The following is a 26,590-nucleotide window of genomic DNA, read 5'->3' as shown; positions in this document are numbered from 1 at the left end:
GCGATGACACTCTCCCCGTCCAGCATCGAGCAGGTCATCCCCGGCCAGGGCGCGATGGCGCAGCCCTCGGCCCGGGCCCGCCGCCGCCGGTTCCGCTTCGTCGCCAACGGCAAGGCCGCGACCGGCCTCGCCGTCCTCGGGGTGTACGTGCTCCTGGCGGTGATCGGACCGTGGATCGCGCCGTACGACCCGGACGCGCGCAGCGCCGACGTGCTGCAGGCCCCCTCGGCCCGGCACTGGTTCGGCACCACCCACCTCGGGCAGGACATCTTCAGCCAGATCCTGGTCGGCGCGCGCAGCGTGATGGTGGTGGGCCTGACCGCCGGCGTGCTCGCCACGATCCTGTCCATCCTGATCGGCGTGACCGCCGGTTACCTGGGCGGCGCGGCCGACGAGGGCCTGTCGGCGGTGTCGAACGTGTTCCTGGTGATCCCGGCGCTGCCGCTGATCATCATCGTCACGTCCCTTGTCGACCAGGCCAGCGACACGCTCGTGGCGCTCATCATCGGCCTCACGTCGTGGGCCTGGGGCGCCCGGGTGCTGCGCGCCCAGACGCTGTCGTTACGCCGCCGCGACTACGTCGAGGCGGCGCGGGCCACCGGCGAGCGGACCTGGCGGATCATCGGCTTCGAGATCCTGCCCAACCTGACCGCGATCATCGCCTCCGGCTTCGTCGGCACCGTCATCTTCGCGGTCATGTCGGAGATCACCCTCGCGTTCATCGGCGTCTCGTCGGTCTCGTCGTGGAACTGGGGCACGATCCTGTTCTGGGCGCAGGGACAGCAGGCCCTCGCGCAGGGCGCCTGGTGGTGGTTCGTGCCGGCCGGGCTGGCCATCGCGCTGCTCGGCACCGCGCTCGCGCTGATCAACTTCGGCATCGACGAGTTCGTCAGCCCCCGGCTGCGCACCGGCGGCCGGACCCGGATCCGGACCGCCGACGGTCGGACCGTCGCGATGCGCGTCGGGTTCACCCCGGTGCTCGCGCCGAATCCGGCGCCGGTCCCGATGCAGCGGCCGGCGGACCCCACCCGAGAGGACGCGACCTCATGAGCGACCAGGTGCTCCAGATCCGCGGGCTGTGCGTCGACTACGGCGTCGGCGCGGACGCGGTGCGCGCGGTCCGCGACGTCGACCTGACACTGCACCGCGGCGAGGTGCTCGGGCTGGCCGGGGAGAGCGGCAGCGGCAAGTCCACCCTGGCCTACGGGCTGACTCGGCTGCTGCCCCCGCCCGGCGTGGTCAGCGGCGGCCAGGTCATCTACCACCCGGCCGACGGCCCGCCGGTCGACGTGCTCACGCTCAGCCCGGCGAAGCTGCGCGAGTTCCGCTGGGCGGAGACGTCGATCGTGTTCCAGGGCGCGATGAACTCGCTGAACCCGGTGCACAAGGTCTCCACCCAGCTGCTCGACGTGATCCGGGCCCACGAGCCGAAGAGCACGGCGGCGAGCCGGCTGGCCCGGGCGAAGGAGCTGCTGCGCCTGGTCGGCATCTCCGCCGACCGGCTGGACAGCTACCCGCACCAGCTCTCCGGCGGCATGCGGCAACGCGTCATGATCGCGATGGCGCTGGCGCTGGAGCCGCAGGTGGTCATCATGGACGAGCCGACCACCGCGCTGGACGTGGTGATGCAGCGGCAGATCCTCGGCCAGCTCGCCGAGCTGCGCGAACGCCTCGGCTTCGCGGTGCTGTTCATCACCCACGACCTGTCGCTGCTTGTCGAGTTCTCCGACCGGATCGCGATCATGTACGGCGGCCGGATCGTCGAGGAGGCGCCCGCCGCCCGGCTGTACGTCGAGCCGCTGCACCCGTACACCGAGGGGTTGCTGCACTCGTTCCCGGCGCTGCACGGTCCGCGCCGGGAGCTGACCGGCATCCCCGGCTCCCCGCCGGACCTGCGCGCCATGCCGTCCGGCTGCGCGTTCCACCCCCGCTGCCCGAAGGCGTTCGACGGGTGCGACGAGCAGGTGCCGGTGCTCGGCGCGCCGTACGTCGACGACCCGGCGCGGGCCGTCGCGTGCCGGCTGCACCCGGCCGTCGCGCCCCTGTCCCGCTGACCCGCCCGACACCACCACCCGCTACCCGCGAGGAGAGCCATGGACACCGACCTCACCCGCCCGTCGTCAGTCGCCGGCGCGGACCCGATCGACACGCTGCCGCCGACCTTCCGGTGGGGGGTGGCGACGTCGTCGTACCAGATCGAGGGCGCGGTGGCCTCCGACGGCCGCACGCCGTCCATCTGGGACACGTTCTGCCGGGTGCCGGGCGCGGTGGCGAACGGGGATCACGGCGACGTGGCCTGCGACCACTACCACCGGATGCCGCAGGACGTCGCGCTCATCGCCGACCTGGGGCTGGACACGTACCGGTTCTCGGTGGCCTGGCCGCGGGTGCAGCCGGGCGGGCGCGGCCCGGCGAACGTGGCCGGGCTGGCCTTCTACGACCGGCTGGTGGACGAGCTGCTCGGCCGCGACGTCGAGCCGTGGGTGACGCTGTACCACTGGGACCTGCCGCAGGAGCTGGAGGACGCGGGCGGCTGGCCGAACCGGGACACCGCGTACCGGTTCGCCGACTACGCCGAGCTGGTCTTCGCCGCGCTCGGCGACCGGGTCCGCACCTGGACCACGCTCAACGAGCCCTGGTGCTCGGCGATGCTCGGGTACGCCTACGGCGACCATGCCCCCGGCCGGCGGAACCTGGGTGACGGCATCGCCGCGGCGCACCACCTGCTGCTCGGGCACGGGCTGGCGACGCGGCGGCTGCGCGAGGCGGCCTCGGCGCCGATCGAGCTGGGCCTCACGCTGAACCTGGCCACCGCCGACCCGGCGACCGACAGCGCCGCCGACCGGGACGCGGCGCGGGCCGCCGACGGGCTGGGCAACCGGCTCTACCTCGACCCGGTGCTGCGCGGGGAGTACCCGCAGGACGTGATCGCCGACCTGGCCGCCGAGGGCGTGCGGATTCCGGTGGAGGACGGCGACCTGGACGTCATCGCCACCCCGATCGACGTGCTCGGCGTGAACTTCTACTTCGGGCAGCTGCACTCCGGCGTGGACGAGCAGGGCCGCGACCGCGACGACGACGGCAAGCCGGTACGCCGGGTGGTCCGGCGTGACCTGCCGCGTACCGCGATGGACTGGGAGATCGTGCCGGAGTCCTTCACCGACCTGCTGGTGCGGCTGCACCGCGACTACCCGGGCACGCCCATGGTGATCACCGAGAACGGCGCGGCGTTCGACGACGAGCCGGACGCAGACGGGTTCGTCGCCGACGACGACCGGGTCGGCTACCTCGCCGAGCACCTGCGGGCGGTGGCCCGGGCCCGGGCGGCCGGGGCCGACGTGCGCGGCTACTTCGCCTGGTCGCTGCTGGACAACTTCGAGTGGGCGTACGGCTACGACAAGCGGTTCGGCATCGTCCGGGTCGACTACGACACGCAGCGCCGCATCCCCAAGCGCAGCGCGCTGTGGTACCGGGACACCGTGCGGCGGGTACGCGGCCGGCGCTGACGGCGCGCGGTGTGGGGGCCGGGCCGGTCAGTGACGGCGGGCCGGCCCCCACGCCGGGGAGGGGCGGGCGGCCGGGTCGCGGGGCACGCCGCCGTCGCGCAGCAGCCGGGTCATCGGCAGGGTGGCCGCGCCCATCGCGACCGCGTCCGGTCCGAGCCGGCACAGCTCGATCGAGGTCTGCGCGTACGGCTGGCGCAGCGCGTGCCGCGCGGTGGCCGCACGGATCGCGGGCAGGTGCCGCTCGCCCAGGGCCAGCCCGGCCCAGCCGCCGAGCACCACCCGCTCCGGGTTGAACAGGTTCACCAGGTTCGCCACCCCGGCGCCCAGGTAGCCGACCGTCTCGTCGATCACCTTCGCGGCGGTGCCGCTGGTGGAGCGCAGCAGCTCACCGAAGGCGGTCTCCTCGTCCGCGCCCGGCGCCGGGCGGCCCCGGTTGGCCTGGCGGAACCGGTCCAGCACCGCCTCCGCGCCGACGTACGCCTCCAGGCAGCCGAGGTTGCCGCAGCGGCAGCGGCGGCCCCCGTACACGATGGTGGTGTGGCCCCACTCCCCGGCGCTGCTGTGCGCGCCGCGGTAGCCGACGCCGTCGGCGACCACGCTCGCGCCGACGCCGGAGCCGACCAGGGCGACCACCGCGTGCCGGACGCCGCGGCCGGCGCCGAACCACATCTCGGCCTGGCCGAGCGTCTTCGCGCCGTTGTCCACGTGCACCGGCACGTCGGCGCGCAGCATCGCGCCGAGCGGGACGCCGTCCCAGCCGAGTGTCTGGGCGTGCACCACGGCGTCGGCGGTGCGCTCGACCGTGCCGGCGACGGCGACGCCGAAGCCGAGCACCGCGGCCGGGTCGACGCCCGCCTGTTCGGTCACCGCGGCGAGGCCGTGCCGCAGGTGGGCGGCGACCCGCTCGGGGTCGGGCCCGGTCGCGGCGATCGGGTACTCGGCCTTGGCCAGCGCGGTCATGCTCAGGTCGAACAGCTCGACCTGGACGCGGGTTTCGCCGACGTCGGCGCCGACCAGGTAGCCGTAGCCGGGGGCGACGCGCAGCAGCACGCGGGGACGGCCGCCGTCGGACTCGACCGAGCCGGCCTCCTCGACCAGGCCCTCGTTGATCATCTCGCCGACCAGGTTGCTGACGCTGGCCAGGCTGAGCGCGGTGGACTGGCCCAGCTCGTGCCGGCTGAGCGGGCCGTCCAGCCAGATCCGGGTCAGCAGCACCGACCGGTTGGCCCGGCGCATGTCGCGCACCGTGGTGCGTCTGGCGTCCACGTCGCCGCCGTCCCTTCCCGGCCGCCCACGGCGACCTGCGTTCGTCTGCGTTCACGCCGTGAACCAAGCGGTGACAGCGTACTGCGCATTTACACTTAACAAAGTTAACTGATAACCTCCGGCGCATCGATGAGGAGGTATGTCAATGCGACTCGGACGCGGGATGACCGCACTGCTCGGTGGCGTCGCGCTGCTCGCCGCCACCGCCGCCCTGCCCGCCACCGCCGCCACCACGACCGGCGCCGTCGGCGCGCTCGTCGCGTGTGACGCGCCGGCCTGGGCCGAGGGCGTCACCTGGACCGCCGGCAGCCGGGCGACCTACGGCGGCCGGCTGTACCAGGCGCTCGTCACGCACACCCCGCCGGCCGGCGCGGGCTGGAACCCGGCCGCCGTACCGGCGCTCTGGACCGACCTCGGCGCCTGCACCGGCGGCACGCCGTCGCCGAGCCCCACCACCCGCCCGCCGTCGCCTTCCCCGTCCGCCTCCACCTCCCCTTCCCCGACCCGGACGCCTACCCCCACGCCCACGGTGTCGTCCAGCCCGACCACCCCGGGCGGGGACACCTGCGCGCTGCGGTCCCGGCCGACCGGCAAGGTGCTGCAGGGCTACTGGGAGAACTGGGACGGCGCCGCCAACGGCGTACACCCCGGCCTCGGCTGGATCCCGATCACCGACTCCCGGATCACCGGCCACGGCTACAACGTGGTGACCGCCGCGTTCCCGGTCATCCGCGCCGACGGCACCGTGCTCTGGGAGGACGGCATGGACGCCGGCGTCAAGGTGCCCACCCCCGCCCAGGTGTGCCAGGCCAAGGCCGCCGGACTCACCGTGCTGCTGTCCATCGGCGGCGCCACCGCCGGCATCGACCTCAGCTCCAGCGCCGTCGCCGACCGGTTCGTCGCCACCGTCGTGCCGATCCTCAAGCGGCACAACTTCGACGGCATCGACATCGACATCGAGACCGGCCTCACCGGCAGCGGGAACATCAACCAGCTCTCCCCCTCGCAGGCCAACCTGATCCGGATCATCGACGGGGTGCTGGCCCAGATGCCCGCCGGGTTCGGGCTCACCATGGCGCCGGAGACCGCGTACGTCACCGGCGGCAGCGTCACCTACGGCTCGATCTGGGGCGCGTACCTGCCGATCGTCAAGAAGTACGCCGACAACGGGCGGCTCTGGTGGCTCAACATGCAGTACTACAACGGCTCGATGTACGGCTGCGCCGGTGACTCGTACCCGGCCGGCACCGTCGCCGGTTTCGTCGCGCAGACCAACTGCCTCGACGCCGGCCTGGTCATCCAGGGCACCACCGTCCGCGTACCGCTGGACCGGCAGGTCCCCGGGCTGCCCGCGCAGGTCGGCGCCGGCGGCGGGTACATGAGCCCGGCGCTGGTGGCGCAGGCGTGGAACACCTACCAGGGCCGGCTGAAGGGCCTGATGACCTGGTCGGTGAACTGGGACGGGTCGAAGGGCTGGACGTTCGGCGACAACGTCCGCTCCCTGCAGGGCCGCTGACCCGGCAGGGCTCCGCGTTCCACCCCCGGCGCGGAGCCCTGCCGCTGGAGCGGGTTGCGAGACCCTGCGAGGCTGGCGCTCGTGTATGACTACGACCTGCTGGTGCTGGGCTCCGGACCGAGTGGACAGAAGGCGGCGATCGCCGCGGCCAAGCTGGGCCGCCGCGTCGCCATCGTCGATCGCCGCGACATGCTGGGCGGCGTGTGCATCAACACCGGCACCGTGCCCTCGAAGACGCTGCGCGAGGCGGTCCTCTACCTGACCGGGCTGAGCCAGCGCGACCTCTACGGCAGCAGCTACCGGGTCAAGGAGGACATCACCGTCGCGGACCTGGCCGCCCGCACCCAGCACGTGATCACCCGGCAGACCGACGTGATCCGCGACCAGCTGGCCCGCAACAAGGTCGCGCTGATCACCGGCACCGGCCGGTTCGCCGACGCCCACTCCGTCTGGGTGGACGCCGGCTCCGGTCGGGAGACCCGGATCAGCTTCGACAAGGCGGTCGTCGCCGCCGGCACCCGCCCGGCCCGACCGGACAGCGTCGACTTCGACGACCGGACCATCGTCGACTCCGACGGCGTGATCAACCTGCAGGCCGTCCCGCGCAGCATGGTCGTGGTCGGCGCCGGGGTGATCGGGATGGAGTACGCCTCGCTGTTCGCCGCGCTCGGCACCAAGGTGACGGTGGTCGAGCGCCGCCCGCGGATGCTCGACTTCTGCGACGAGGAGATCGTCGAGTCGCTGAAGTACCACCTGCGGGACCTGTCGGTGACCTTCCGCTTCGGCGAGGAGGTGGCCGCCGTGGAGAAGCACCGCACCGCAGCGCTCTGCGTGCTGCGCAGCGGCAAGAAGATCGTCGCGGACACGGTGATGTACTCGGCCGGGCGGCAGGGACAGACCGACGACCTCGCGCTGGACGCGGCCGGGCTCACCGCCGATCACCGCGGCCGGATCGCGGTCGACGCGAACTACCGCACCGCCGTCGAGAACATCTACGCGGTGGGCGACGTGATCGGCTTCCCCGCGCTGGCGTCCACGTCGATGGAGCAGGGCCGGCTGGCCGCCCAGCACGCCTGCGGCGAACCGGCCCGCGGCATGTCCGACCTGCAGCCGATCGGCATCTACACCATTCCGGAGATCAGCTTCGTCGGGAAGACCGAGGAGGAGCTGACCGAGGCGTCCACTCCGTTCGAGGTGGGCATCGCCCGCTACCGGGAACTGGCCCGGGGGCAGATCGTCGGCGACTCGTACGGGATGCTGAAACTGCTCGTCTCACCGGAGGACGGGCGGCTGCTCGGGGTGCACGTGTTCGGCACCGGCGCCACCGAGATCGTCCACATCGGGCAGGCGGTGATGGGCTGCGGCGGCACCGTCGACTACCTGCTGGACGCGGTGTTCAACTACCCGACCCTGGCCGAGGCGTACAAGGTGGCCGCCCTGGACGCCGCCAACAAGATCCGCAACATAACCCGAATCAACGACTGACCCCTGCTGCCCCGCCCTCCACCCCGTTGATCTTGCACTTGCTGCCCCGGGAGCGCCCGTTATGACCGCTGTGCCCGGGCCGCAAGTGCAAGATCGACGAGGAAGGGAGGGGCGCGGGAGGGGTCAGCGGCCTGTGGCGTAGCCCTGGGCGCCTCGGGGGTTTGCCGCCGCGGAGAGGACTCCGGTGCTCGGGTCACGGGTCACGGCGCACATGCGGCCCAGGCTCCACGGGTCGGACAGGCGGACTGTGTGGCCCCTCGCGCGCAGGCCGGCCAGCACATCCGGGTCGATCCGGTCCTCCAGCACCAGCACGCCGGGCTCGACCTCGCGCGGGTAGAACGACGCCGGGAAGCTGGTGGTGTGCCAGGTGGGGGCGTCGATCGCCTCCTGCAGGTCCTGCCCGCCGGCCAGGTGCCGCAGCAGGAACAGCAGCTGCCACTGGTCCTGCTGGTCGCCGCCGGGCGTGCCGCACGCCATCACCGGTTCGCCGTCGCGCAGCACGAGCGTCGGGCTGAGCGTGGTACGCGGACGCCGGCCCGGCCGCAGCGTCGAGGCGAGCCCCTCCTCCAGCCAGCACATCTGCAACCGGCTGCCCAGCGGGAAGCCCAGCTCCGGAATGGTGGGTGAACTCTGCAGCCAGCCGCCGCTGGGCGTGGCGGAGATGATGTTTCCCCACCGGTCCACCACGTCGACGTGGCAGGTGTCGCCGCGGGTCACGCCGTCGGCGCGTACCGTGGGTTCGCCGGTGCTCGGGTCCTGCGGGACGGCCCGCCGGTCCGCGTCGGCCCGCAGGTGCGACGGCAGCCGGGGCGGGCTGCCCGCCGGGCTGCCGGGACGCAGCGACGTGTCGGCGCGATCGCCGATCAGCGCGGCCCGCGAACGGGCGTAGCCGGCCGACAGCAGCGCGGAACCCGGCACGTCGGTGTCGCCGTACCACGCCTCCCGGTCGGCGAACGCGAGCTTCAGCGCCTCGGCCTGCGCGTGGATGCCGTCCAAGCTGGACGGATCGTAGACCGCCGGGTCGTCGAGCGCGTCCAGGACGGCCAGGGTCTGCAGCAGCACCGGGCCCTGCCCCCAGAAGCCGGTCTTGGCGATCGTGTGCCCGCGCCAGTCCAGCGTGACCGGCGCCTCCCAGGTGGCCGAGAACCCGGCCAGGTCGTCGCCGGTGACCAGCCCGGCGTGTGCGCGCCCGCTGGAGTCGCGGAACGGCAGCCGGCTGAACGCGTCGATCGCCTCGGCGACGAAACCCTCCCGCCAGGCGCGCCGGGCCGCCTCGATCTGCGCCTCCCGGTCCGCACCGGCGGCCCGTCCCGCGTGGACGAGGCGGCGCAGCGTGTCCGCGTACGCCGGGTTGGTGATCATCTCCCCCGGCGCGGGTGGGCGGCCGTCGCGCAGCCAGAGCCGCGCGGACGTCGGCCAGTGGTCGGTGAACAGCGACCGGACCCGCGCGACTGTCTGCCCGGCGGCGCCGGCCAGCGGGTGGCCGACGGCGGCGTAGCCGATCGCCGGTTCCAGCACCTCGGCGAGCGTGCGGGTGCCGTGGTCGCGCAGCAACAGCAGCCACGCGTCGACAGCGCCGGGCACCACGGCGGCGAGCGGGCCGGCGCCGGGGACGAGGTCCAGGCCCAGCGACCGGAAGTGCGCGACGGTGGCGCCCGCCGGCGCGGGGCCCTGGCCACACAGCACCCGCGGAGTGGGGTCGGCAGCGGTGGCGAGGATCGCCGGCACCTCGCCGGCCGGGCCGTTGAGGTGCGGCTCCACGACGTGCAGCACGAACCCGGCGGTCACGGCGGCGTCGAACGCGTTGCCGCCGCGCTCCAGCACGCCCATCGCGGACTGGCTGGCCAGCCAGTGCGTGGACGAGACCATGCCGAACGTGCCGCGCAGCGTCGGCCGGGTGGTGAACGTCATCGGCGGTGAGCCTACGCCGTGCCGGCGATGTCGGCGCGGTCCGTCGCGCCGCCCTCCTCCCCCGGGCTGCCGTCGCGCTCGCCGTCGAGCGGGAACAGGCACGCGGCCTCGTGGCCCGGACCCACCTCGGCCAGCGCCGGATCGGTCTCGGCGCACGCGGGGCGGGCCTGGGGGCATCGGGTACGGAAGTGGCAGCCGCTCGGCGGGTCCACCGGGCTGGGGATGTCGCCGGTGAGCACGATGCGGCGGCGCTGCCGCTCGACCCGGGGATCGGCCACCGGCACCGCCGACAGCAACGCCGCCGTGTAGGGGTGCGCCGGGCGTCGGTAGATCCGCTCCGGTGGGCCGGTCTCCACGATGCGGCCCAGGTACATGACCGCGATCCGGTCGCTCATGTGCTCCACGGCGGCCAGGTCGTGCGCGATGAACAGGTAGGTCAGCCCGAGGTCGCGTTGCAGGCGCCGCAGCAGGTTCATGATCTGCGCCTGGACGCTCAGGTCGAGCGAGGCGATCGGCTCGTCCAGGACGATCAGATCCGGCTCGCCGGCCAGCGCCCGGGCCACGCCGACGCGCTGGCGCTGGCCGCCGGACAGCTCGTGCGGATGCCGGCCGGCCGTGTCGGCGCGCAGGCCGACCAGGTCCAGCAGTTCGGCCACCCGCTCCCGCCGGGCGGTGCGGGACGTGGCGAGCCGGTGCACGACAAGGGGTTCGGCGATGCTGTCGCCGACGGTGCGGCGCGGGTCCAGCGACGCCTGCGGGTCCTGGAACACCATCGCCACGTGGCGGCGCGTCGCGCGCAGGCGGCGCCGGGACCAGCGGGTCACGTCCGCGCCCGCCACCCGGACCCGCCCGGCGCTCGGGTCGACCAGCCGCAGCAGCGCCAGCCCGGCGGTGGACTTGCCGCTGCCCGACTCGCCGACCAGCCCGAGCGTCTCGCCCCGGTGTACGGCAAGCGTGACGCCGTCCACGGCGCGGACCGTTCCGGCCGGGGTCGGGAAGTGCACGGCGAGGTCGTCCAGCTCGGCGATCACGTCGGGGGTGTCGTCGCTCATCCGGCCTCTCCACGATAGAAGGTGCGGACCGTGTGCCCGTCGCCGACCGGCGTCAGCGGTGGCAGCTCGTGCTCGCAGCGCGGGTCCGCGCGAACCGGGCAGCGCGGCCAGAACGCGCAGCCGGCCGGCAGGTCCAGCGGGCTCGGCGGCGCGCCGGGGATGGCGACCAGGTCCTCGCCGCGCCGGGACGGGTCGGGCCGCGCCGCCAGCAGCGCCCGGGTGTACGGGTGGGTGGGCGTGTCGAACACCGCGTCGACCGGGCCCTGCTCGACGATGCGTCCCCCGTACATGACCGCGACGGTGTCGGCGATGCCGGCGACCACGCCCAGGTCGTGGGTGACCCAGACGACTGCGGTGCCCAGCCGCGCCTGCAGGTCGGCGACCAGCTCGATGATCTGCGCCTGCGTGGTGACGTCCAGCGCGGTGGTCGGCTCGTCGGCGATCAGCAGGTCCGGCTCGCACGCCAGCGCCATGGCGATGGCGACGCGCTGGCGCATGCCGCCGGAGAACTGGTGCGGGTACGCGTCGACGCGCCGCGCGGCCGACGGGATGCCGACCAGCTCCAGCAGTTCCACCGCCCGGTCGCGGGCGGCGCGGCGGGTCAGCCCGAGGTGCTCCTCGGCCGCCTCGGTGACCTGCCGGCCCACCGGCAGCACCGGGTTGAGCGAGGTCATCGGGTCCTGGAAGACGAACCCGACGTGCCGGCCGCGCAGCCCGCGGCGGCGGTCGTCGGGCAGCGCGGTCAGTTCGTGGTCGAGCAGCCGCACCCGGCCGGTGACCGTCGCGGCGCGCGGGGCCAGACCGGTGGCGGCGAGCAGGGTCATGCTCTTGCCGCTGCCGGACTCGCCGACCAGCGCGAACGTCTCCCCCTGCCGTACCTGCCAGGACACGCCGGCCACGGCGCGGGCCGGGCCACGGCGGGTGCCGATCGTGACGGTGAGGTCGTCCACGGACAGCACCGTCGAGTCGGTCCTGGGCCGCTGGCGCTGGCTCGGCATGCGTTCGGTGCGCTCGCTCATGGGGTGCTCCGGCGGGCCTCGGCGAGGGTGAGCTGGCGCGGGTCGAGCACGTCCCGCAGCGCGTCGCCGACCAGGTTGAACGCCAGCACGGTGAGGAAGATCGCCGCGCCCGGGAACACGCCCAGCCACCAGGCGTCGGTGACGAAGCCGCGCCCGTCGAACAGCATCCGGCCCCAGGCCGGCGCGGGCGGCTGGATGCCCAGGCCGAGGAAGGACAACGCGGCCTCGGAGAGGATCGCGAACGCCAGCGACAGCGACGTCTGCACAATCAGCGGCGCGGCGATGTTCGGCAGCACGTGCCGGCGCATGATGCGCAGATCGGACGCGCCGATGGACACGGCGGCCCGGACGAACACCTGCTCGCGTACGGACAGCACGCCGGCGCGGGTGATCCGGGCGAAGATGGGCGTGTAGACCACGCCGATGGCGACCATGGCGGTGAGCAGGCCGGGGCCGAGCACCGCCACGATGGCCACCGCCAGCAGCAGCACCGGGAACGCGAACAGCACGTCCATGCAGCGCATGAGGACGCTGTCCAGCCAGCCCCGGTAGTAACCGGCGAGCAGCCCGAGCGTCACGCCCGCTACCAGCGCGATGCCGACGCTCACGGCGCCGACCTGCAGTGACACGCGGGCGGCGACGAGCACCCGGCTGAGCACGTCGCGGCCCAGCTCGTCGGTGCCGAACGGGTGCGCGCCGCTGGGCGGGCGCAACATCTGGTCCACGTCGACGTCGTTGACGCCGGCCGGGGCCAGCCACGGGCCGGCCACACCGACCACGACGAGCAGCACGAGCACGATGGTGCCGCCGACGGCGAGCGGGTCGCGGCGCAGCGCGTCCAGGACGCGGCGCCCGGTGCTCTCGGTCGTGGCGCTCACTTGACCGTGATCCTCGGGTCGAGGCGGGCGTAGAGGATGTCCACCAGCAGGTTGACCAGCAGGAACAGGGCGGCCACCAGCAGCACCGCGCCCTGCAGGACGGGATAGTCGCGAGCCTGCACGGCGTCGAAGGTGAGCCGGCCGATGCCCGGCCAGGCGAACAGCACCTCGATGACGATGACGCCGCCGAGCAGGCTCGCCAGTTGCACGGCGACCACAGTCACCACCGGGATCAGCGCGTTGCGCAGCACGTGCCGCACGATCACCACCCGGTTGCGCAGCCCCTTCGCCTCGGCGGTCCGCACGTAGTCGGCGGAGAGCACCTCCAGCACCGAGGAGCGGATGAACCGGGTGAGGATGGAGGCGGTGACCAGGCCGACGGTGACCGCCGGCAGCGCCACGTGGGTGGCCCACCGGCCGGGGTCCTCGGTCAGCGCCACGTAACCCGACGGTGGCAGCCAGCCGAGCACCCCGGCGAACAGCAGGATGCCCATGATGCCCATCCAGAAGTCCGGCACCGAGACGCCGAACTGGCTGAACACGCGGGCGGCGTGGTCCACGGCGGAGCCGCTGCGTACCGCCGCGACGATGCCCAGCGGGAACGCCACCAGCAGCGCGAACAGCACCGCGGTGACGGCCAGGGACAGCGTGGCGGGCAGCCGTTCCAGCACGATCTGGCTCACCGGCTGGCCGGTGCGGAAGCTGACCCCCAGGTCACCGGTGAGCGCGTGCCCGAGGTAGCTGGCGTACTGCACCGGCAGCGGCTGGTCGAGGCCGGCCCGTTCCCGCAACGCGTCGTACGTCTCCTGGTCGAACCGGGTGCCGAGCGCCACCCGGACCGGGTCGCCCGGCACGAGTTGCAGCAGCAGGAACACCACAAGGGTCACGCCGATCAGCACGACCGCCGACTGGAGTGCCCGCCGCAGGACGAAGCGGGCCATCACTTGGCCAGGGCGACCGACCGGAACCGGATCGCCCGGTCGGTGCGCACCTCGTAGCCGGAGACCTTCTTCGACCAGCCCTGCACCACGTCCGGGTTGTAGAGGTAGAGGTAGCTGGCGTCGTCGACGATCTGCTTCGCCGCCTGCTCGTACGCCTGCTTGCGGGCGCCCTGGTCGGTCTGGGTGCGCGCGTCGTCCAGCAGCTTGTCCACCGCCGGGTTCTTGTACTTGTGGAAGTTGAACGTGCCGCCGCTGTGGTGCTGGGCGTAGTAGAACTCGTCCGGGTCGATGTTGCCGAGCCAGCCCAGCATGAACCCGTCGAAGTTGCCCTTGGCCTGCTCGTCGAGCCACTGGGCGAAGTCCAGCGTACGGATCTTCACGGTGATGCCGACGTCCTTGAGCTGGGCGGCGATGACCTGGGCGGCGCTGACCGTCTCCGGGTACTCGCTGGTGACCATCAGGTCCATGGTCAGGTTGCTCACGCCCGCCTGGCCGAGCATCTGCTTGGCCTTGCCCGGGTCGTGGCTGTAGGGCGCGTAGTCGTAGTAGAACGCGCTGTCCTTCGGGATGGCGGTCTGGTTCACGGTGGCCAGGCCGAACTTCGCCGCCTTGGTGATCGCCTCCCGGTCCAGGGCGTACCCGATGGCGCGCCGCACCTCGGGGTTGTCGAACGGCTTGCGGGCCTCGTTGAGCGCCACGTACCAGTAGTCGGTGGAGGCCGCCGACTTCACCACCGGGTCGTCGCCGTCCTGCAGCGACTTGACCTGCTGCGGCGGCAGGTTGTCGGTCCACTGCACCTGGCCGCTGCGCAGGTTCTGCAGCGCCACGGTGGGGTCCTTGACGAAGGTGAACGTGACGCCGTCGAGCTTCGGCTTCTCACCCCAGTAGGCGTCGTTGCGCACCAGCTTGATGCTGTCGCCGGAGGTGTAGCCGGCCACCGTGAACGGGCCGCTGCCCACCGGCGCGGTCTTCACCTTGCCGGACTCCACGTTGGACTTCTCCACGATCGCGACGCCCTTGAACCCACCGAGGTTGGCGAGCAGGTTCGGCGTGGGCGCGCTGAGCGTCACCACCACCGTCGCGGGGTCGGGCCCGGTGACCGACTTGACGGTGGCGAACTTGTACGCGTTGTTCAGCTTCTCCTTGATGATCCGCTCGAAGGAGTAGACGACGTCCTCGGAGGTCAGCGGCGACCCGTCGGAGAACTTCACGCCCTCGCGCAGCGTGAACGTCCAGGTGAGCTGGTCGTCGCTGGTGGTCCACTTGGTCGCCAGCGACGGCACCATCTTCAGGTCGGCGTCCGGCTCGACGAGCGTGTCGTAGACGTTCTCCAGCACCTGGAAGCTGTAGTAGGCCGAGGTCTTGTGCGGGTCGAGCTGGTCGGGTTCGCCGCCGATCGCGGCGTTGAGGATTCCGCCTTCGCCGCCGGCGTTCCCCCCGCCGCCGACGTCGACCGCCTCGCCGCCGGTGCATCCGGACAGGACGCCGACGGTGAGGATGAGTGCGGCGCCGAACGCGCCGAGCTTGTTCCTGGACACAGGCCCCCCTTGCCACTTCCCGGACAAAAGAAAGTTTCGGCGAGTCTTGTCTCCGAGCCGGATGATGTCAAACGAATCCAGCCAAAATGACTGGTCGATCGGTGTTGCCGGTGCGGAGTGAACGGTGGTTCAATCCGGGCCCCGACCCGATCCGCCACCGCGCTGGGAGTTGCCGCCGTGACCACACACGAGGTCGTCAACCAGGTCCCCCCGATGGTCGGCCACGACACCGCCGACGACCCGGCACTGCGCGACGGCGTGACCCGGGAGGGCGCCGAATGGGCGCTGCCCGGGCTGCACGAGCTGGGCCGTCTCGCCGGTGGTGAGGAGGCGGCCGAACACGGGCGGCTCGCCAACGAGCACCCGCCGGTGCTGCGCACCCACGACCGGTACGGCAACCGGATCGACGAGGTGGAGTTCCACCCGTCCTGGCACGAGCTGATGCGTACCGCTGTCGGGCACGGCCTGCACGCCGCGCCGTGGGCCGACGACCGACCCGGCGCGCACGTGGCCCGCGCGGCCGGCTTCTACCTGTGGCGGCCCGACGCCGGGCACGGCTGCCCCGTCTCGATGACCTACGCGGCGGTGCCCGCGCTGCGGCACAGCCCGGAGCTGGCCGACCGCTACGAGCCGCTGCTCACCACCCGCGAGTACGACTTCGGGCTGCGCCCGCCGCAGACCAAGCGCGGCCTGCTCGCCGGCATGTCGATGACCGAGAAGCAGGGCGGCTCGGACGTGCGCGCCAACACCACCACCGCCCGCCCTGAGCCGGACGGCAGCTACCGGCTCGTCGGGCACAAGTGGTTCACCTCCGCGCCCATGTGCGACCTGTTCCTCACGCTCGCCCAGGCGCCCGGCGGCCTCACCTGCTTCCTGGTCCCCCGCGTGCTGCCCGACGGCGCCCGCAACCCGATGCGGCTGATGCGGCTCAAGGACAAGCTCGGCAACCGCTCCAACGCCTCCGCCGAGGTCGAGTACGAGCACGCGGTGGCGTGGCGCGTCGGCGACGAGGGCCGGGGCGTGCGCACCATCATCGACATGGTCAACCTGACCCGGCTCGACTGCGTGATCGGCGCGGCGGCCGGGATGCGTCACGGCGTGACCACCGCCGTGCACCACGCCACCCACCGCCGGGCGTTCGGCGACTACCTGGCCGACCAGCCGCTGATGCGCAACGTGCTGGCCGACCTGGCCGTGGAGTCCGAGGCCGCCACCGTCCTGATGATCCGGCTGGCCGGGGCGACCGACCGGTCGGCGCGCGGCGACGACGGCGAGACCGCGTTCAAGCGCCTCGCCCTCGCAGTCGGCAAGTACTGGGTGTGCAAACGCTGGCCGGGGCACGCCGCCGAGGCGCTGGAGTGCCTGGGCGGCAACGGCTACGTGGAGGAGTCCGGCATGCCGCGGCTGTTCCGCGAGTCGCCGCTGAACTCGATCTGGGAGGGCTCCGGCAACGTCGCCGCGCTGGACGTGCTGCGCGCGCTCACCCGGGAACCGCAGGTCCTCGCCGCGTACGAGGCGGAGGTGGCCGCCGCGGCCGGCGCGGACGCGCGACTGGACGCCGCGGTGCGCCGGGTGCGCGACGAGCTGGCCGACCACACCGACCTGGAGCTGCGCGCCCGGCGCGTGGTGGAGCGGCTGGCGCTGGTGCTGCAGGGCGCGCTGCTGGTACGCCACGGCCACCCCGCGGTCGCCGACGCGTTCTGCGCGTCCCGGCTCGGCGGCGACCACGGCCAGGCGTACGGGACGCTACCCGGCGGACTGGACCTCGCAGCGATCATCGACCGCGCCACCCCGAAGATCGGCTGAACGGCGATGACGCGTCTGGTCTCGGCCCACCTGTATCCGGTCAAGTCCCTCGGCGGCGTCGACGTCGACCGGGCCGAGGTCCAGCCGTGGGGGTTGCGTCACGACCGCCGCTGGGTGGTGCTGCGCCCCGACGGCGGCAAAGTGGGCTCGACCGCCCTGCCGGCGCTGCTCGGCCTGACCGCCGCGCCCGGGCCCGGGTCGCTCACGCTCACCGCCCGCGACGGGTCGTCGCTGACGGTCGCCGAGCCGGTGGACGGGCCGCTCGTCCCGACGGACGTGTCCCGGCTGGACACGGTCCGGCTCGCCGCCGACGAGGCTCACGACTGGCTCTCCGCGCGGCTGGGCCGGCCGGTGCGGCTGGCCTGGCTGGACGACCCGCGCCGCCGGCCGATGTCGGCCGAGCACGGCGGCCGGCCCGGTGACCCGCTCAACCTCTCCGACGCCGGGCCGCTGCTGGTCGCCACGGCGCCGTCGCTGCGGCGGCTGCGGGACTGGATCGTCGAGGGCGCGCTGGAACGCGGCGAACCGGCCCCGGAGCCGCTGGCGATGGCCCGGTTCCGGCCCACTGTGGTGCTCGACGGGCCGTTCGAGCCGTTCGCCGAGGACGGCTGGACACGGGTGCGCATCGGCGCCGTCGACTTCCGGGTCTCCGAACGCTGCGACCGCTGCTCGGTGACGCTCATCGACCCGCAGACCCTCGCCAGCGGGAAGGAGCCCATCCGCACGCTGGCCCGGCACCGGCGCCACGACGGCAAGACCTGGTTCGGCATCCGGCTGGTCCCGGAGACCACCGGCGAGATCCGCGTCGGCGATCCCGTCACCGTCTCCTGATCCGGCCGCTCAGCGGCCACGCCACTCGTCGGCCAGGATCGCGTGGACGAGCTGGTCGGCCCACCCGCCCCGGAACCGGTAGCTGCGCACGTGCCGCGCCTCCCGCCGCATCCCGAGCCGGGCCATCAGACGCGCCGACGGCTCGTTGTCCGCGTGGCAGCGGGCCACCACCCGGTGCAGCCCGAACTCGCCGAAACCCCAGTCCAGCAGCGCCCCGGCCGCCTCCGTGGCCAGCCCCCGGCCGCCGTGGTCGGGGTGGAACACGTACCCCAGCTCGGCGGTGCGGTCCGCCGCGCTGCGCCACACCAGCTCGACCGCGCCGATCGCCCGCCCGTCGCGCACCACGGCGAGCGTCAGGCAGTCGCCCTCCGCGCGCAGCGCGTCCTCGCCGGCCATCGCGGTCACCGACGCCAGGGACTCCGCCCGGGTACGCGGGGCGGCGCCCGCCATCCAGCGGACCACGTCCGGACGGCGCTGCCAGGCGTGCACGTCGTCGAGGTCGTCGAGCGTCACCGGGCGCAGCAGCAGCCGGGTCGTGCGCAGCGGGTACGCCGGGTGGGCCATCGGGCGATGGTAGGAGGAACCTAGGGTGAGCCGCATGGTCGTTTCCGCCGACGACGGCAACCCACTCACCCAGCTCACACTCGACCAGCTCCGGGCACGCACCAGCGTGAAGTGGCGGCTGTACCCGCCGGACGTGCTGCCGCTGTGGGTGGCCGAGCAGGACGTGCCGCTGGCGCCGCCGGTGGCCGAGGCGCTGCGCCGCGCGGTCGACCTGGGCGACACCGGCTACGCGTACGGCACGGCGTACGCCGAGGCGGTCGGCGGGTTCGCCGCGCAGCGGTGGGGCTGGGCCGACTTCCCGGTCGGCCGGACCACGCTGGTGCCCGACGTCATGATGGGCACGGTCGAGGTGCTGCGCCTGGTCACCGGGCCGGGCGACGCGGTGGTGGTCACTCCCCCGGTCTACCCGCCGTTCTACGCGTTCGTCACGCACGCCGACCGGCAGGTGCTCGAGGCGCCGCTCGGCGCGGACCTGCGGCTCGACCCGGCCGCGCTGAAGGAGGCGTTCCGGCGCGCTCGTGCGATCGGCGAGCGGCCGGCGTTCCTGCTCTGCAACCCGCACAACCCGACCGGCGTGGTGCACCGGCCCGACGAGCTGGCCACCGTCGCCGAGCTGGCCGCCCGGCACGGCGTCCGGGTGGTCTCCGACGAGATCCACTCGCCGCTGGCGCTACCAGGTGCGCGGTTCACCCCGTACCTGACGGTGCCCGGCGCCCAGAACGCGTTCGCGCTGCTGTCGGCGTCCAAGGCGTGGAACCTCGCCGGGCTCAAGGCGGCGCTCGCCGTTGCCGGGCCGGACGCCGCCGACGACCTGGCCCGGATGCCGGAGGAGGTGAGCCACGGCCCGAGCCACTTCGGCGTGCTCGCGCACACCGCCGCGTTCCGGGCCGGCGGGCCGTGGCTGGACCGGCTGCTCGACGGCCTGGACGCCAACCGGGCGCTGCTCGGGTCGCTGCTGGCCGAGCACCTGCCGGCCGTGTCGTGGCGGCCGCCGGAGGGCACGTACCTGGCCTGGCTGGACTGCCGCGCCCTCGGCGTGCCCACCGAGGCGGGCGACGGCCCGGGGGTGGCCAGCGACCTGGCCGGGCCGGCGCGGATGTTCCTCGACCGGGCCCGGGTGGCGCTCAGCTCCGGGCACGTCTTCGGCGCCGGCGGCGCCGGATTCGTCCGACTCAACTTCGCCACCTCCCCCGCCGTGCTCACCGAGGCGGTGACCCGGATGGGCCGGGCGGCGACCGGCTGACGGCCGGGCCGGCACCGGCGCCCCGCGGCGCCGGTGCCCCGGCCGGCTCAGGTGGTGGTCTGCCCGTCGATGCTCTCGCGCAGGATGTCCGCGTGCCCGGCGTGCTGGGTGGTCTCGGCGATGACGTGGATCAGCACCCGCCGGATGCTGCGGACCGAGCCGGGCTCGTTCCACGGCGCGTCCGGCACCGGCCAGGTCGCCGACAGGTCCTCGACGCCGGCGACGATCTCCTCGGTACGGGCGGCGATGCGGGCGTAGCGGTCCAGGATGGCCGGCAGCGTGTCCTCGGGCAGCATCTGGAAGTCCCGTCCCCGCTCGATCGCCCACTGCGGCAGCTCGCGGGCCTTGCCGGCCAGGAAGTCCTCCCAGGTGACGCCCTCGGGCATGGCGAAGGACATCGCCGACGGGCCTTCGACCACGAACCGCAGCCACGCCTCCTCGGTGGACGCGACGTGCTTGATCAGGCCGCCCAGGCAGAGCGCGCTGACCGTCGGCTTCTGCCCGGCCTGCTCGTCGGTCAGGCCGCGCACCGTGTTGGTCAGCATGTTCCGGGCCTCGGCGAGCTCGGCCAGCAGGTCGGTCCGCTCGGCGTCCAGGGTGGTGGGGGTCGTGGTGGTGCCGGTCATCGTCATCGGTTCCTTCCGGTCCTGATCGGGTACGGGCCCACACTCGCAGGCATAGCGGTCAGGATGTGTCCTCTTCTGCGGGCAGAATGCGTGTCGTGCCGACGACTTCCGCGCGACTGCTCTCCCTGCTGTCCCTGCTTCAGGCCCGCCGGGACTGGCCGGGCGCGCTGCTCGCCGAACGGTTACGGGTCAGCGCGCGTACCGTGCGCCGCGACGTCGACCGGCTGCGGGAGCTGGGCTATCCGATCGAGAGCACCAAGGGCCCGGAGGGCGGCTACCGTCTCGGCGCCGGCTCGGCGCTGCCGCCGCTGCTCTTCGACGACGAGCAGGCGGTCGCGCTGACCGTGGCGTTGCAGACCGCCGCCACCGGCGTGACCGGCATCGAGGAGGCCGCCGCGCGGGCGCTGACCACGGTCCGGCAGGTGATGCCGCCCCGGCTGCGCCACCGGGTCGACGCGCTGCGGGTGATCGCCGTGGAACGGGCCGGCACGCCCGCCGCGGCCCGCGTGGAGCCGGGACTGCTGATGACACTCAGCGCCGCCGTGCACGCCCGGGAGGAGCTGCGCTTCGACTACGACTCGGTGTCGGCGTCCGCTCCCGACGCGCCGCCGCGCCGCGCGCAGCCGCACCACCTCGTCACCTGGGGCGGGCGCTGGTATCTCGTGGCCTGGGACCTGGACCGCGACGACTGGCGCACGTTCCGGGTCGACCGGATCAGCCCGCGTACGCCCACCGGCCCCCGGTTCACGCCCCGCGAGCTGCCCGGCGGGGACGTCGCGGCGTACATCGCCGGCCGGTTCAAGGGCGCCACCGGGCCGGGTGACTGGCCCTGCCGGGGCGAGGTGATCCTCGACCTGCCCGCCCGGACGGTCTCCGCGTGGACCCGCGACGGCATCGTCGAGGAGCTGGGGCCCGATCGCTGCCGTCTGACCCAGGGCGGCTGGTCGTGGGCCGGGCTGGCCGCCCTGCTCGGCCGCTACGACGCCGACATCGAGGTGGTCGGGCCGCCCGAGTTGCGGGAGGCGTTCGCCCACCTGGCCCGCCGCTACGCCGCAGCAGCGGAGGGCCCGAACCCGCCTCGATAGCCGGGCCGGCCGGGGTGTCAGTCGGTGGGCAGGAGCGGGCGCATGAACGTGCGCTCGTACCGCAGGACACAGCCCGACTCGTCGCGGATCCGGTCGGCGGCGACGAACTCCGGGTCCACTCCGAACCGGGCCCGGTACTGCTCGTACGCCGCCAGGCTCTCAAAGCTGAACAGCGCCTCGGCCCGGTCGCTGGCGCCCTCGGCGGGCAGGAAGTAGCCGTGGTGCACGCCGCCGTGCCGTGCCACCAGCCGCATCCAGGTGCGGGCGAAGCGCTCGAACGCCTCGATCTGTGCGGGGTTGATCGTGTAGTGCACGACGCAGGTGATCACGCGGCCACGATAGCGACGGTCGGTCAGGCGGCGCAGCGGCGGTCGCCGGGGTCGGTCGTGTCGGCCAGGCCCGCGTACCGGCCCCGGTGGTAGAGCAGCGGCGACCCGACCTCGGCGTGCCGCAGCAGCTCCGGCTCGGCCAGCACGACGGCGTGGTCCCCGACGACGACCCGGTCCACCACCCGGCACAGCAGCCAGGCCAGTGTGTCGTCGGGGACCGGCACCCCTTCCGGGCCGGGACGCTAGCGGGTCGGCTCGGCGAACCTGTCGATCCCGCTGGCGGCGAACCTCCGGGCCACCTCGTGCCGGCCGTGCCCGAGCAGGTGCACCGCGACGTGCCGGGCCCGGGACACCACCGGCCAGCTCGACGAGCCAGGTCCAGCCGGTCAGACCGTGAAGCCGTGGAACAGCACCGAGGCCAGTCCGAGCGCGAGCACCAGGTTGAACACGGTGGCCGCGCCGAACACGGTGACCGGCCGCCAGCCGGCCTCGCGCAGCGACGACACACGGACCTCCAGGCCGATGCTGACGAAGGCCAGGATGAGGAACCAGACCCGCAGGTCGGTGACGATCGCCATGGTGGCCTTGCCGTCCGCCCCGGCGACGTCGAGGTACCAGGTGGCGATCACCGAGGCGGCGACGAACCCGAGGACGAACTTCGGGAACCGACGCCACAGCTCGCCGAGCCCCGGCCGCGGGGTGTCCGGACGGCGCTCCACGCGCAGCGCGAAGTACGCGGTGAGGGCCACCGCCACCACGCCCATCAGCGCGTTCTGGGTGACCTTGACGATGCTGGCGATCTGGAGCGCGTCCTCACCGGCGAGCGCCCCCGCCGCGGTGACGGCGGCGGTGGTGTCGATGTTGCCGCCGATCCAGGCACCGGCGACCGCGTCGGAGAGGCCGAGCACGTCGGCCAGCCACGGCAGCAGGAAGATCGACGGCAACGCGAACGCGATGACCAGGCTGGCCGTGTACGCGAGCTGTTCCCGGCGTGCCCGGACCGCGCCGGCGGCGGCGATCGCGGCGCTGACGCCGCAGATCGACACGGCCGAGGCGAGCAGCGCCCGCAGTTTGTCGTCCAGGCCGAAGCGCCCGGCCAGCCACCAGGTGAACAGGAACACGCCGCTGATCAGCAGCAGCGCCTGGGCGATGGCGGGACCGGCGGCGCTCGCGATGACTGCCAGGTTGATCGAGGCGCCGAGCAGCACCAGGCCGGTCTTGATGAAGAACTCGGTCCGGAACGCGGCGGAGATTCGGTCGCGCAGGCCGGTCACGGTGACCACCAGGTTGCCGAGCAGGCCGAGCAGGATCGCATAGACCGGGTACTCGATCGCGGCGGCCACCTCCTCGACCGCGCTGCCCTCGGCCCAGACCGGCACGTTCTGTTCCAGGTAGCGGGTGAGCGCGGCCAGCCCGAGCACCACCAGCAGACCCACGGCGGTCCAGGCCCAGAACGCGCCGGAGCGCAGGTCGGCCGGGGGCGGCGCGTCCGCGGTGGAGGCCGCGGACGGCCCGGCGGCGGTGCTGCGAACGGCGGGCTCCGGTGCGGCGGCCATCACGGCACCAGCCCGGCGGGGATGACGCCGACCAGCACCAGGAGCAGCAGCGCGAGGCCGAGGACAGTGGCGGCCCAGTCCTCGCTGAAGGCGAGCCGGGACGTGCCTGCGGTGGGCGGTTCGGGTGGCGTGGGCGCGTTGCTCATGGAGGGCTCCTACGGGTACGCGCGGGCGAGGGAGGGCAGCCGAGGGCTCATCGACCCCACGGAGAGTTTCCTACTTAACCAGTAGGATTACAAGGTCTTCCCGCGCCCCGGCTCACCCGCGGCACGTTCGGCGACCACCACCGAGATGCCGTCGAGCACCCGCTGCAGACCGAACTCGAAGGCGTGGTCCGGCCCGTACGCCGCGCCGTGCGCCATGCCCGCGGCCGTGCCGACCCGCGCGGCGAGCGGGAAACTGCCGACGGTCATGAACTTCTCCAGCCAGGGCCCGTGCGTCTGCCACCACTGGTCGTCGGTCATCCCGGTCTCACGTTCCAGCTCGGCCACGTCCAGCGCGACCCGCGCCGCGCTCTTGGCGTGCCCCAGCACGAGCGTGAGCACCGCGTCCATCTCCACGTCGTCGAGCCCGATGTCCGCGACGGCGCGCAGCTCGTAGTCGTACTTGGCGAGCACGTTCGGGCCGAGCACCGGCCGGGTCGTCTCGGCGCGCAGCAGCCACGGGTGGGACCGGTAGAGCGCCAGATTGTCCCGCGCGATCCGTTCCAGCCGGCCCCGCCAGCCACCCGGCACGTCGGCCGGGCGCGGGAGGTCACCGAGAACGGCGTCCACCATGACGTCGAGCAGTTCCGCCTTTCCCGGCACGTACGTGTAGACGGACATGGTGCCCACGCCGAGCGCCTCGCTGACCCGGCGCATGGTGAGCGCGTCGATGCCCTCGGCGTCGGCGATCTCGATCGCGGCGCGCACGATCCGGTCGACGCTGAGACCGGGACCGGCGCCACGGCTGGCCGGCTCCCGGGTGCGCCACAGAAGGGCCAGGCTGCGGGCGGGATCGGCCTTGCGCCGGCGCTCCTTCGACATGGTGCCGTCATCCTACCGGCCACGCCGGTCGCGGCCCGTCGGCGGGACGCCGGGCAAAAGCCACGAGAATTGTTCGGGCAAAAAGAATGGCGGGTTCTCCCGCCACTACCAACATATAGCGCACCCCCGGTCTTGCGGCAAGCCCCGGGTGGTGGCGCAGAATTGCCGGCCGTAACCCATTGCCGAGGCATTCGAAAAGCCGCGAAGAGCGGAGGCTCGGCCGTGCCCGTGATCGGAGACGAGTTGAATCTGCCTGCCACCAGCGTTTTCGATCTTCCCGAGCGTCTGTCGGCCAAGGCCGACCCGGATCTGATCGCCGCCGACGAGCGGCACTTCGCCGTCATCGCCGACAGCCTGCGCCGCTCGATCGCCGAGTTGACCGACCGGCTCGACGCGACGCGCCGGTCCGCCGGCGGCCGGGGCCGGCAGGCCGTCGACCGGGACCAGGAGGTCCGGCGGCTGAGCGCGCGCCTGCGTACGCTGCGCCGTTACGGCCTGGACCTGTGCCTGGGCCGGATGGTCGGCGCGGACGGCGGCGAACCGGTGTACGTGGGCCGGCTCGGCCTGACCGACGGCGCGGGCGGCCGACTGCTGCTGGACTGGCGCTCCCCCGCCGCCGAGCCGTTCTTCGGCGCCACCCACGCCGACCCGATGGGCCTGGTCAGCCGCCGCCGGTACCGGTGGAGCCGAGGGCGGATCACCGACTACTGGGACGAGGTGTTCACCGCCGACGCTCTGGCCGGGCACGCCGCGCTGGACGACCAGTCGGCGTTCATCGCCAGCCTGGGCGCGACCCGGTCGGCGCGGATGCGTGACGTGCTCGGCACCATCCAGGCCGACCAGGACGCGATCATCCGGGCCGGTTCCCGGGGCGCGCTGGTGGTCGACGGCGGTCCCGGCACCGGCAAGACGGTGGTGGCGCTGCACCGCACCGCGTACCTGCTGCACGCCGACCCGCGCCTCGGCGAGCGCCGCGGCGGGGTCCTCGTCGTCGGGCCGCACCAGCCGTACCTGAACTACGTCTCCGACGTGCTGCCCAGCCTGGGCGAGGAGGACGTGCAGATCTGCACCCTGGCCGACCTGGTGCCGGAGGGCGCGGCGGCGGCGCCGGAGACCGACCCGGAGGTGGCCCGGTTGAAGGCATCGGCGGACGTCGTGCGGGCTGTCGACGCCGCGGTCCGGTTCTACGAGGAGCCGCCCGCGACCGGGATGACGGTCGGTGTCGGGGACGCCGAGCTGCGGCTGACCGCCGACGACTGGGCGACGGCGTTCGAGGCGGCCGGCCCGGGCGTCGGGCACAACGAGGCCCGCGACGACGTGTGGGAGGAACTGGTCACGATCCTGGTGGAGAAGTACCGCGGGGACGAGCCGGAGGAGGCGGTCCGCCGGGCACTGGGACGCGACCGGGAACTGGTGACCGCGTTCGGCCGGGCGTGGCCGCTGCTCGACCCGCTCGACGTGGTGGCCGACCTGTGGTCGGTGCCGGCCTACCTGCGCCGGTGCGTGCCCTGGCTGAGCGTCGAGGAGATCCGTACGCTGCGGCGGGCCGACGCCCGGGCCTGGACGGTCGCGGACCTGCCGTGGCTGGACGCGGCCCGGCGGCGGGTCGGCGACCCGGAGGCGTCGCTGCGGCGGCGCCGCGACGAGGCGGTGCTGGCGGCGCAGCGCGCCGAGATGGACACGGTGGTCGACGCCCTGATCGCGTCGCACGCCTACGACGACGGCGAGGGTCTGATGACCATGCTGTACGGCGAGGACATGCGCACCAGCCTGGTCGACTCCAGCGCGCTGAGCGTGGCCGATCCGGACCTGCTGGCCGGGCCGTTCGCGCACGTGGTAGTGGACGAGGCGCAGGAGCTGACCGACGCGCAGTGGCAGATGCTGCTGGCGCGCTGCCCGTCGCGCAGCTTCACAGTGGTCGGTGACCGGGCGCAGGCGCGGCACGGGTTCACCGAGTCGTGGCCGCAGCGGCTGGCGCGGGCCGGGTTCGACCGGGTCGAGGTGGCGACGCTGACGGTCAACTACCGCACCCCGGCGCAGGTGATGGCGGCGGCCGAGCCGGTGATCCGGGCCGTGCTCCCGGACGCCAACGTGCCCACGTCCATCCGCGACGGCGCGCCCGTGCGGTACGGCGACCGCGCCGAGCTGCGCGCGGTGGTGGACGGCTGGCTCGCCGCCCATCCCGAGGGCGTCGCGTGCGTCATCGGCGATCCCGGGTTCCCGGCGACCGACCGGGTCCGGTCGCTGACGCCGGAGCTGGCGAAGGGGCTGGAGTTCGACCTGGTGGTGCTGGTCGACCCGGAGTCCTTCGGCGACGGCATCTCCGGCGCGGTGGACCGGTACGTCGCGATGACCCGGGCCACCGGCGAGCTGGTCGTGCTCACCGGGCCGTGACCCGTGCCCCGGGGGCGAC

General features: G+C 73.6%; 24 protein-coding genes. 10 read left to right on the top strand and 14 right to left on the bottom strand.

Annotation, left to right across the window (positions count from 1 at the left end):
* The first annotated feature begins 3 nt into the window (after positions 1-3).
* Genes PVK74_RS05795 through PVK74_RS05785 form a run of 3 tightly spaced genes read left to right on the top strand, consistent with a single transcriptional unit; the run spans position 4 to position 3,506 of the window.
* Positions 4-1,050, top strand: coding sequence for an ABC transporter permease (locus PVK74_RS05795; protein ID WP_209961859.1), 1,047 nt, complete (start codon positions 4-6; stop codon positions 1,048-1,050).
* Positions 1,047-2,054 (top strand): ABC transporter ATP-binding protein, encoded by a 1,008-nt coding sequence (locus PVK74_RS05790; RefSeq protein WP_210882980.1) that lies wholly within the window; start codon positions 1,047-1,049, stop codon positions 2,052-2,054. Before PVK74_RS05795 ends, PVK74_RS05790 begins: the two co-directional genes overlap by 4 nt.
* A gap of 39 nt (positions 2,055-2,093) precedes the next feature.
* On the top strand, positions 2,094-3,506 hold the full coding sequence (locus PVK74_RS05785; RefSeq protein ID WP_113974051.1) for a GH1 family beta-glucosidase: 1,413 nt from the start codon (positions 2,094-2,096) through the stop codon (positions 3,504-3,506).
* 27 nt (positions 3,507-3,533) lie between these two features.
* Here the strand turns inward: PVK74_RS05785 and PVK74_RS05780 are convergent, their stop codons facing one another.
* Positions 3,534-4,772: an ROK family transcriptional regulator gene (locus PVK74_RS05780; protein ID WP_069089703.1), complete on the bottom strand. Its 1,239-nt coding sequence runs from the start codon at positions 4,770-4,772 to the stop codon at positions 3,534-3,536.
* A 145-nt stretch (positions 4,773-4,917) separates the two neighbouring features.
* Between PVK74_RS05780 and PVK74_RS05775 the strand changes: the two genes are divergently transcribed.
* On the top strand, positions 4,918-6,288 hold the full coding sequence (locus PVK74_RS05775) for a glycosyl hydrolase family 18 protein (RefSeq protein WP_274478409.1): 1,371 nt from the start codon (positions 4,918-4,920) through the stop codon (positions 6,286-6,288).
* Between the two features lie 81 nt (positions 6,289-6,369).
* Positions 6,370-7,773 (top strand): Si-specific NAD(P)(+) transhydrogenase, encoded by a 1,404-nt coding sequence (sthA, locus tag PVK74_RS05770; protein WP_209961855.1) that lies wholly within the window; start codon positions 6,370-6,372, stop codon positions 7,771-7,773.
* A 123-nt stretch (positions 7,774-7,896) separates the two neighbouring features.
* Here sthA and PVK74_RS05765 read toward each other — a convergent pair whose 3' ends face one another.
* From PVK74_RS05765 to PVK74_RS05740, 6 genes are read right to left on the bottom strand one after another with little or no spacing between them, the layout of a single operon-like run.
* Entirely contained in the window at positions 7,897-9,684 is a 1,788-nt protein-coding gene (locus PVK74_RS05765) for a gamma-glutamyltransferase family protein (protein WP_274478408.1), read from the bottom strand.
* A gap of 11 nt (positions 9,685-9,695) precedes the next feature.
* Positions 9,696-10,736, bottom strand: coding sequence for an ABC transporter ATP-binding protein (locus PVK74_RS05760; protein WP_274478406.1), 1,041 nt, complete (start codon positions 10,734-10,736; stop codon positions 9,696-9,698).
* On the bottom strand, positions 10,733-11,755 hold the full coding sequence (locus tag PVK74_RS05755) for an ABC transporter ATP-binding protein (RefSeq protein WP_274478405.1): 1,023 nt from the start codon (positions 11,753-11,755) through the stop codon (positions 10,733-10,735). The genes PVK74_RS05760 and PVK74_RS05755 overlap by 4 nt, the downstream gene beginning before the upstream one ends.
* Positions 11,752-12,633, bottom strand: coding sequence for an ABC transporter permease (locus PVK74_RS05750; protein ID WP_210882995.1), 882 nt, complete (start codon positions 12,631-12,633; stop codon positions 11,752-11,754). Before PVK74_RS05750 ends, PVK74_RS05755 begins: the two co-directional genes overlap by 4 nt.
* Entirely contained in the window at positions 12,630-13,574 is a 945-nt protein-coding gene (locus tag PVK74_RS05745; protein WP_030502381.1) for an ABC transporter permease, read from the bottom strand. The genes PVK74_RS05750 and PVK74_RS05745 overlap by 4 nt, the downstream gene beginning before the upstream one ends.
* Positions 13,574-15,112, bottom strand: a complete 1,539-nt coding sequence (locus tag PVK74_RS05740) for an ABC transporter substrate-binding protein (RefSeq protein ID WP_043324168.1) — start codon at positions 15,110-15,112, stop codon at positions 13,574-13,576. The genes PVK74_RS05745 and PVK74_RS05740 overlap by 1 nt, the downstream gene beginning before the upstream one ends.
* Positions 15,113-15,289: 177 nt before the next feature.
* On the opposite strand from PVK74_RS05740, the gene PVK74_RS05735 reads away from it, so the two are divergent.
* Entirely contained in the window at positions 15,290-16,918 is a 1,629-nt protein-coding gene (locus PVK74_RS05735) for an acyl-CoA dehydrogenase family protein (RefSeq protein ID WP_274478404.1), read from the top strand.
* A 6-nt stretch (positions 16,919-16,924) separates the two neighbouring features.
* Positions 16,925-17,749, top strand: a complete 825-nt coding sequence (locus PVK74_RS05730) for an MOSC domain-containing protein (RefSeq protein WP_187692908.1) — start codon at positions 16,925-16,927, stop codon at positions 17,747-17,749.
* 9 nt (positions 17,750-17,758) lie between these two features.
* Here the strand turns inward: PVK74_RS05730 and PVK74_RS05725 are convergent, their stop codons facing one another.
* Positions 17,759-18,313 carry a GNAT family N-acetyltransferase gene (locus tag PVK74_RS05725; RefSeq protein WP_274478403.1) on the bottom strand — a complete coding sequence of 185 codons (555 nt, stop codon included), beginning with the start codon at positions 18,311-18,313 and terminating at the stop codon, positions 17,759-17,761.
* A gap of 34 nt (positions 18,314-18,347) precedes the next feature.
* Here PVK74_RS05725 and PVK74_RS05720 point away from each other — a divergent pair, with 34 nt between their 5' ends.
* The gene (locus PVK74_RS05720; protein WP_274478402.1) at positions 18,348-19,556 is read left to right on the top strand and encodes a MalY/PatB family protein; all 1,209 of its coding nucleotides are present in this window, start codon (positions 18,348-18,350) and stop codon (positions 19,554-19,556) included.
* A 47-nt stretch (positions 19,557-19,603) separates the two neighbouring features.
* Here PVK74_RS05720 and PVK74_RS05715 read toward each other — a convergent pair whose 3' ends face one another.
* Complete coding sequence (locus tag PVK74_RS05715; RefSeq protein WP_274478401.1) at positions 19,604-20,182, bottom strand: DinB family protein; 579 nt, start codon at positions 20,180-20,182, stop codon at positions 19,604-19,606.
* Between the two features lie 86 nt (positions 20,183-20,268).
* On the opposite strand from PVK74_RS05715, the gene PVK74_RS05710 reads away from it, so the two are divergent.
* Positions 20,269-21,267, top strand: a complete 999-nt coding sequence (locus tag PVK74_RS05710; protein ID WP_274478400.1) for a helix-turn-helix transcriptional regulator — start codon at positions 20,269-20,271, stop codon at positions 21,265-21,267.
* Between the two features lie 17 nt (positions 21,268-21,284).
* Here PVK74_RS05710 and PVK74_RS05705 read toward each other — a convergent pair whose 3' ends face one another.
* The 5 genes from PVK74_RS05705 to PVK74_RS05685 form a co-directional block, all read right to left on the bottom strand.
* On the bottom strand, positions 21,285-21,596 hold the full coding sequence (locus tag PVK74_RS05705; RefSeq protein ID WP_113974039.1) for an NIPSNAP family protein: 312 nt from the start codon (positions 21,594-21,596) through the stop codon (positions 21,285-21,287).
* Between the two features lie 23 nt (positions 21,597-21,619).
* Positions 21,620-21,820 carry a flavin reductase family protein gene (locus PVK74_RS05700; protein ID WP_233514761.1) on the bottom strand — a complete coding sequence of 67 codons (201 nt, stop codon included), beginning with the start codon at positions 21,818-21,820 and terminating at the stop codon, positions 21,620-21,622.
* 162 nt (positions 21,821-21,982) lie between these two features.
* Positions 21,983-23,152: a YeiH family protein gene (locus PVK74_RS05695; RefSeq protein ID WP_274478398.1), complete on the bottom strand. Its 1,170-nt coding sequence runs from the start codon at positions 23,150-23,152 to the stop codon at positions 21,983-21,985.
* The gene (locus PVK74_RS05690; RefSeq protein WP_176722891.1) at positions 23,152-23,298 is read right to left on the bottom strand and encodes a hypothetical protein; all 147 of its coding nucleotides are present in this window, start codon (positions 23,296-23,298) and stop codon (positions 23,152-23,154) included. The genes PVK74_RS05695 and PVK74_RS05690 overlap by 1 nt, the downstream gene beginning before the upstream one ends.
* 87 nt (positions 23,299-23,385) lie before the next feature.
* Positions 23,386-24,177, bottom strand: a complete 792-nt coding sequence (locus PVK74_RS05685; protein WP_210883021.1) for a TetR/AcrR family transcriptional regulator — start codon at positions 24,175-24,177, stop codon at positions 23,386-23,388.
* 222 nt (positions 24,178-24,399) lie between these two features.
* Between PVK74_RS05685 and helR the strand changes: the two genes are divergently transcribed.
* Positions 24,400-26,571 (top strand): RNA polymerase recycling motor ATPase HelR, encoded by a 2,172-nt coding sequence (gene helR, locus PVK74_RS05680; RefSeq protein WP_274478397.1) that lies wholly within the window; start codon positions 24,400-24,402, stop codon positions 26,569-26,571.
* The last annotated feature ends 19 nt before the right edge of the window (positions 26,572-26,590 follow it).

The sequence above is a fragment of the Micromonospora chalcea genome (assembly GCF_028768405.1).
Taxonomy (GTDB): Bacteria; Actinomycetota; Actinomycetes; order Mycobacteriales; family Micromonosporaceae; genus Micromonospora; species Micromonospora chalcea.
Note: the sequence above shows the minus strand (reverse complement) of the source record. Positions and strands in the feature narration are given on the sequence as shown.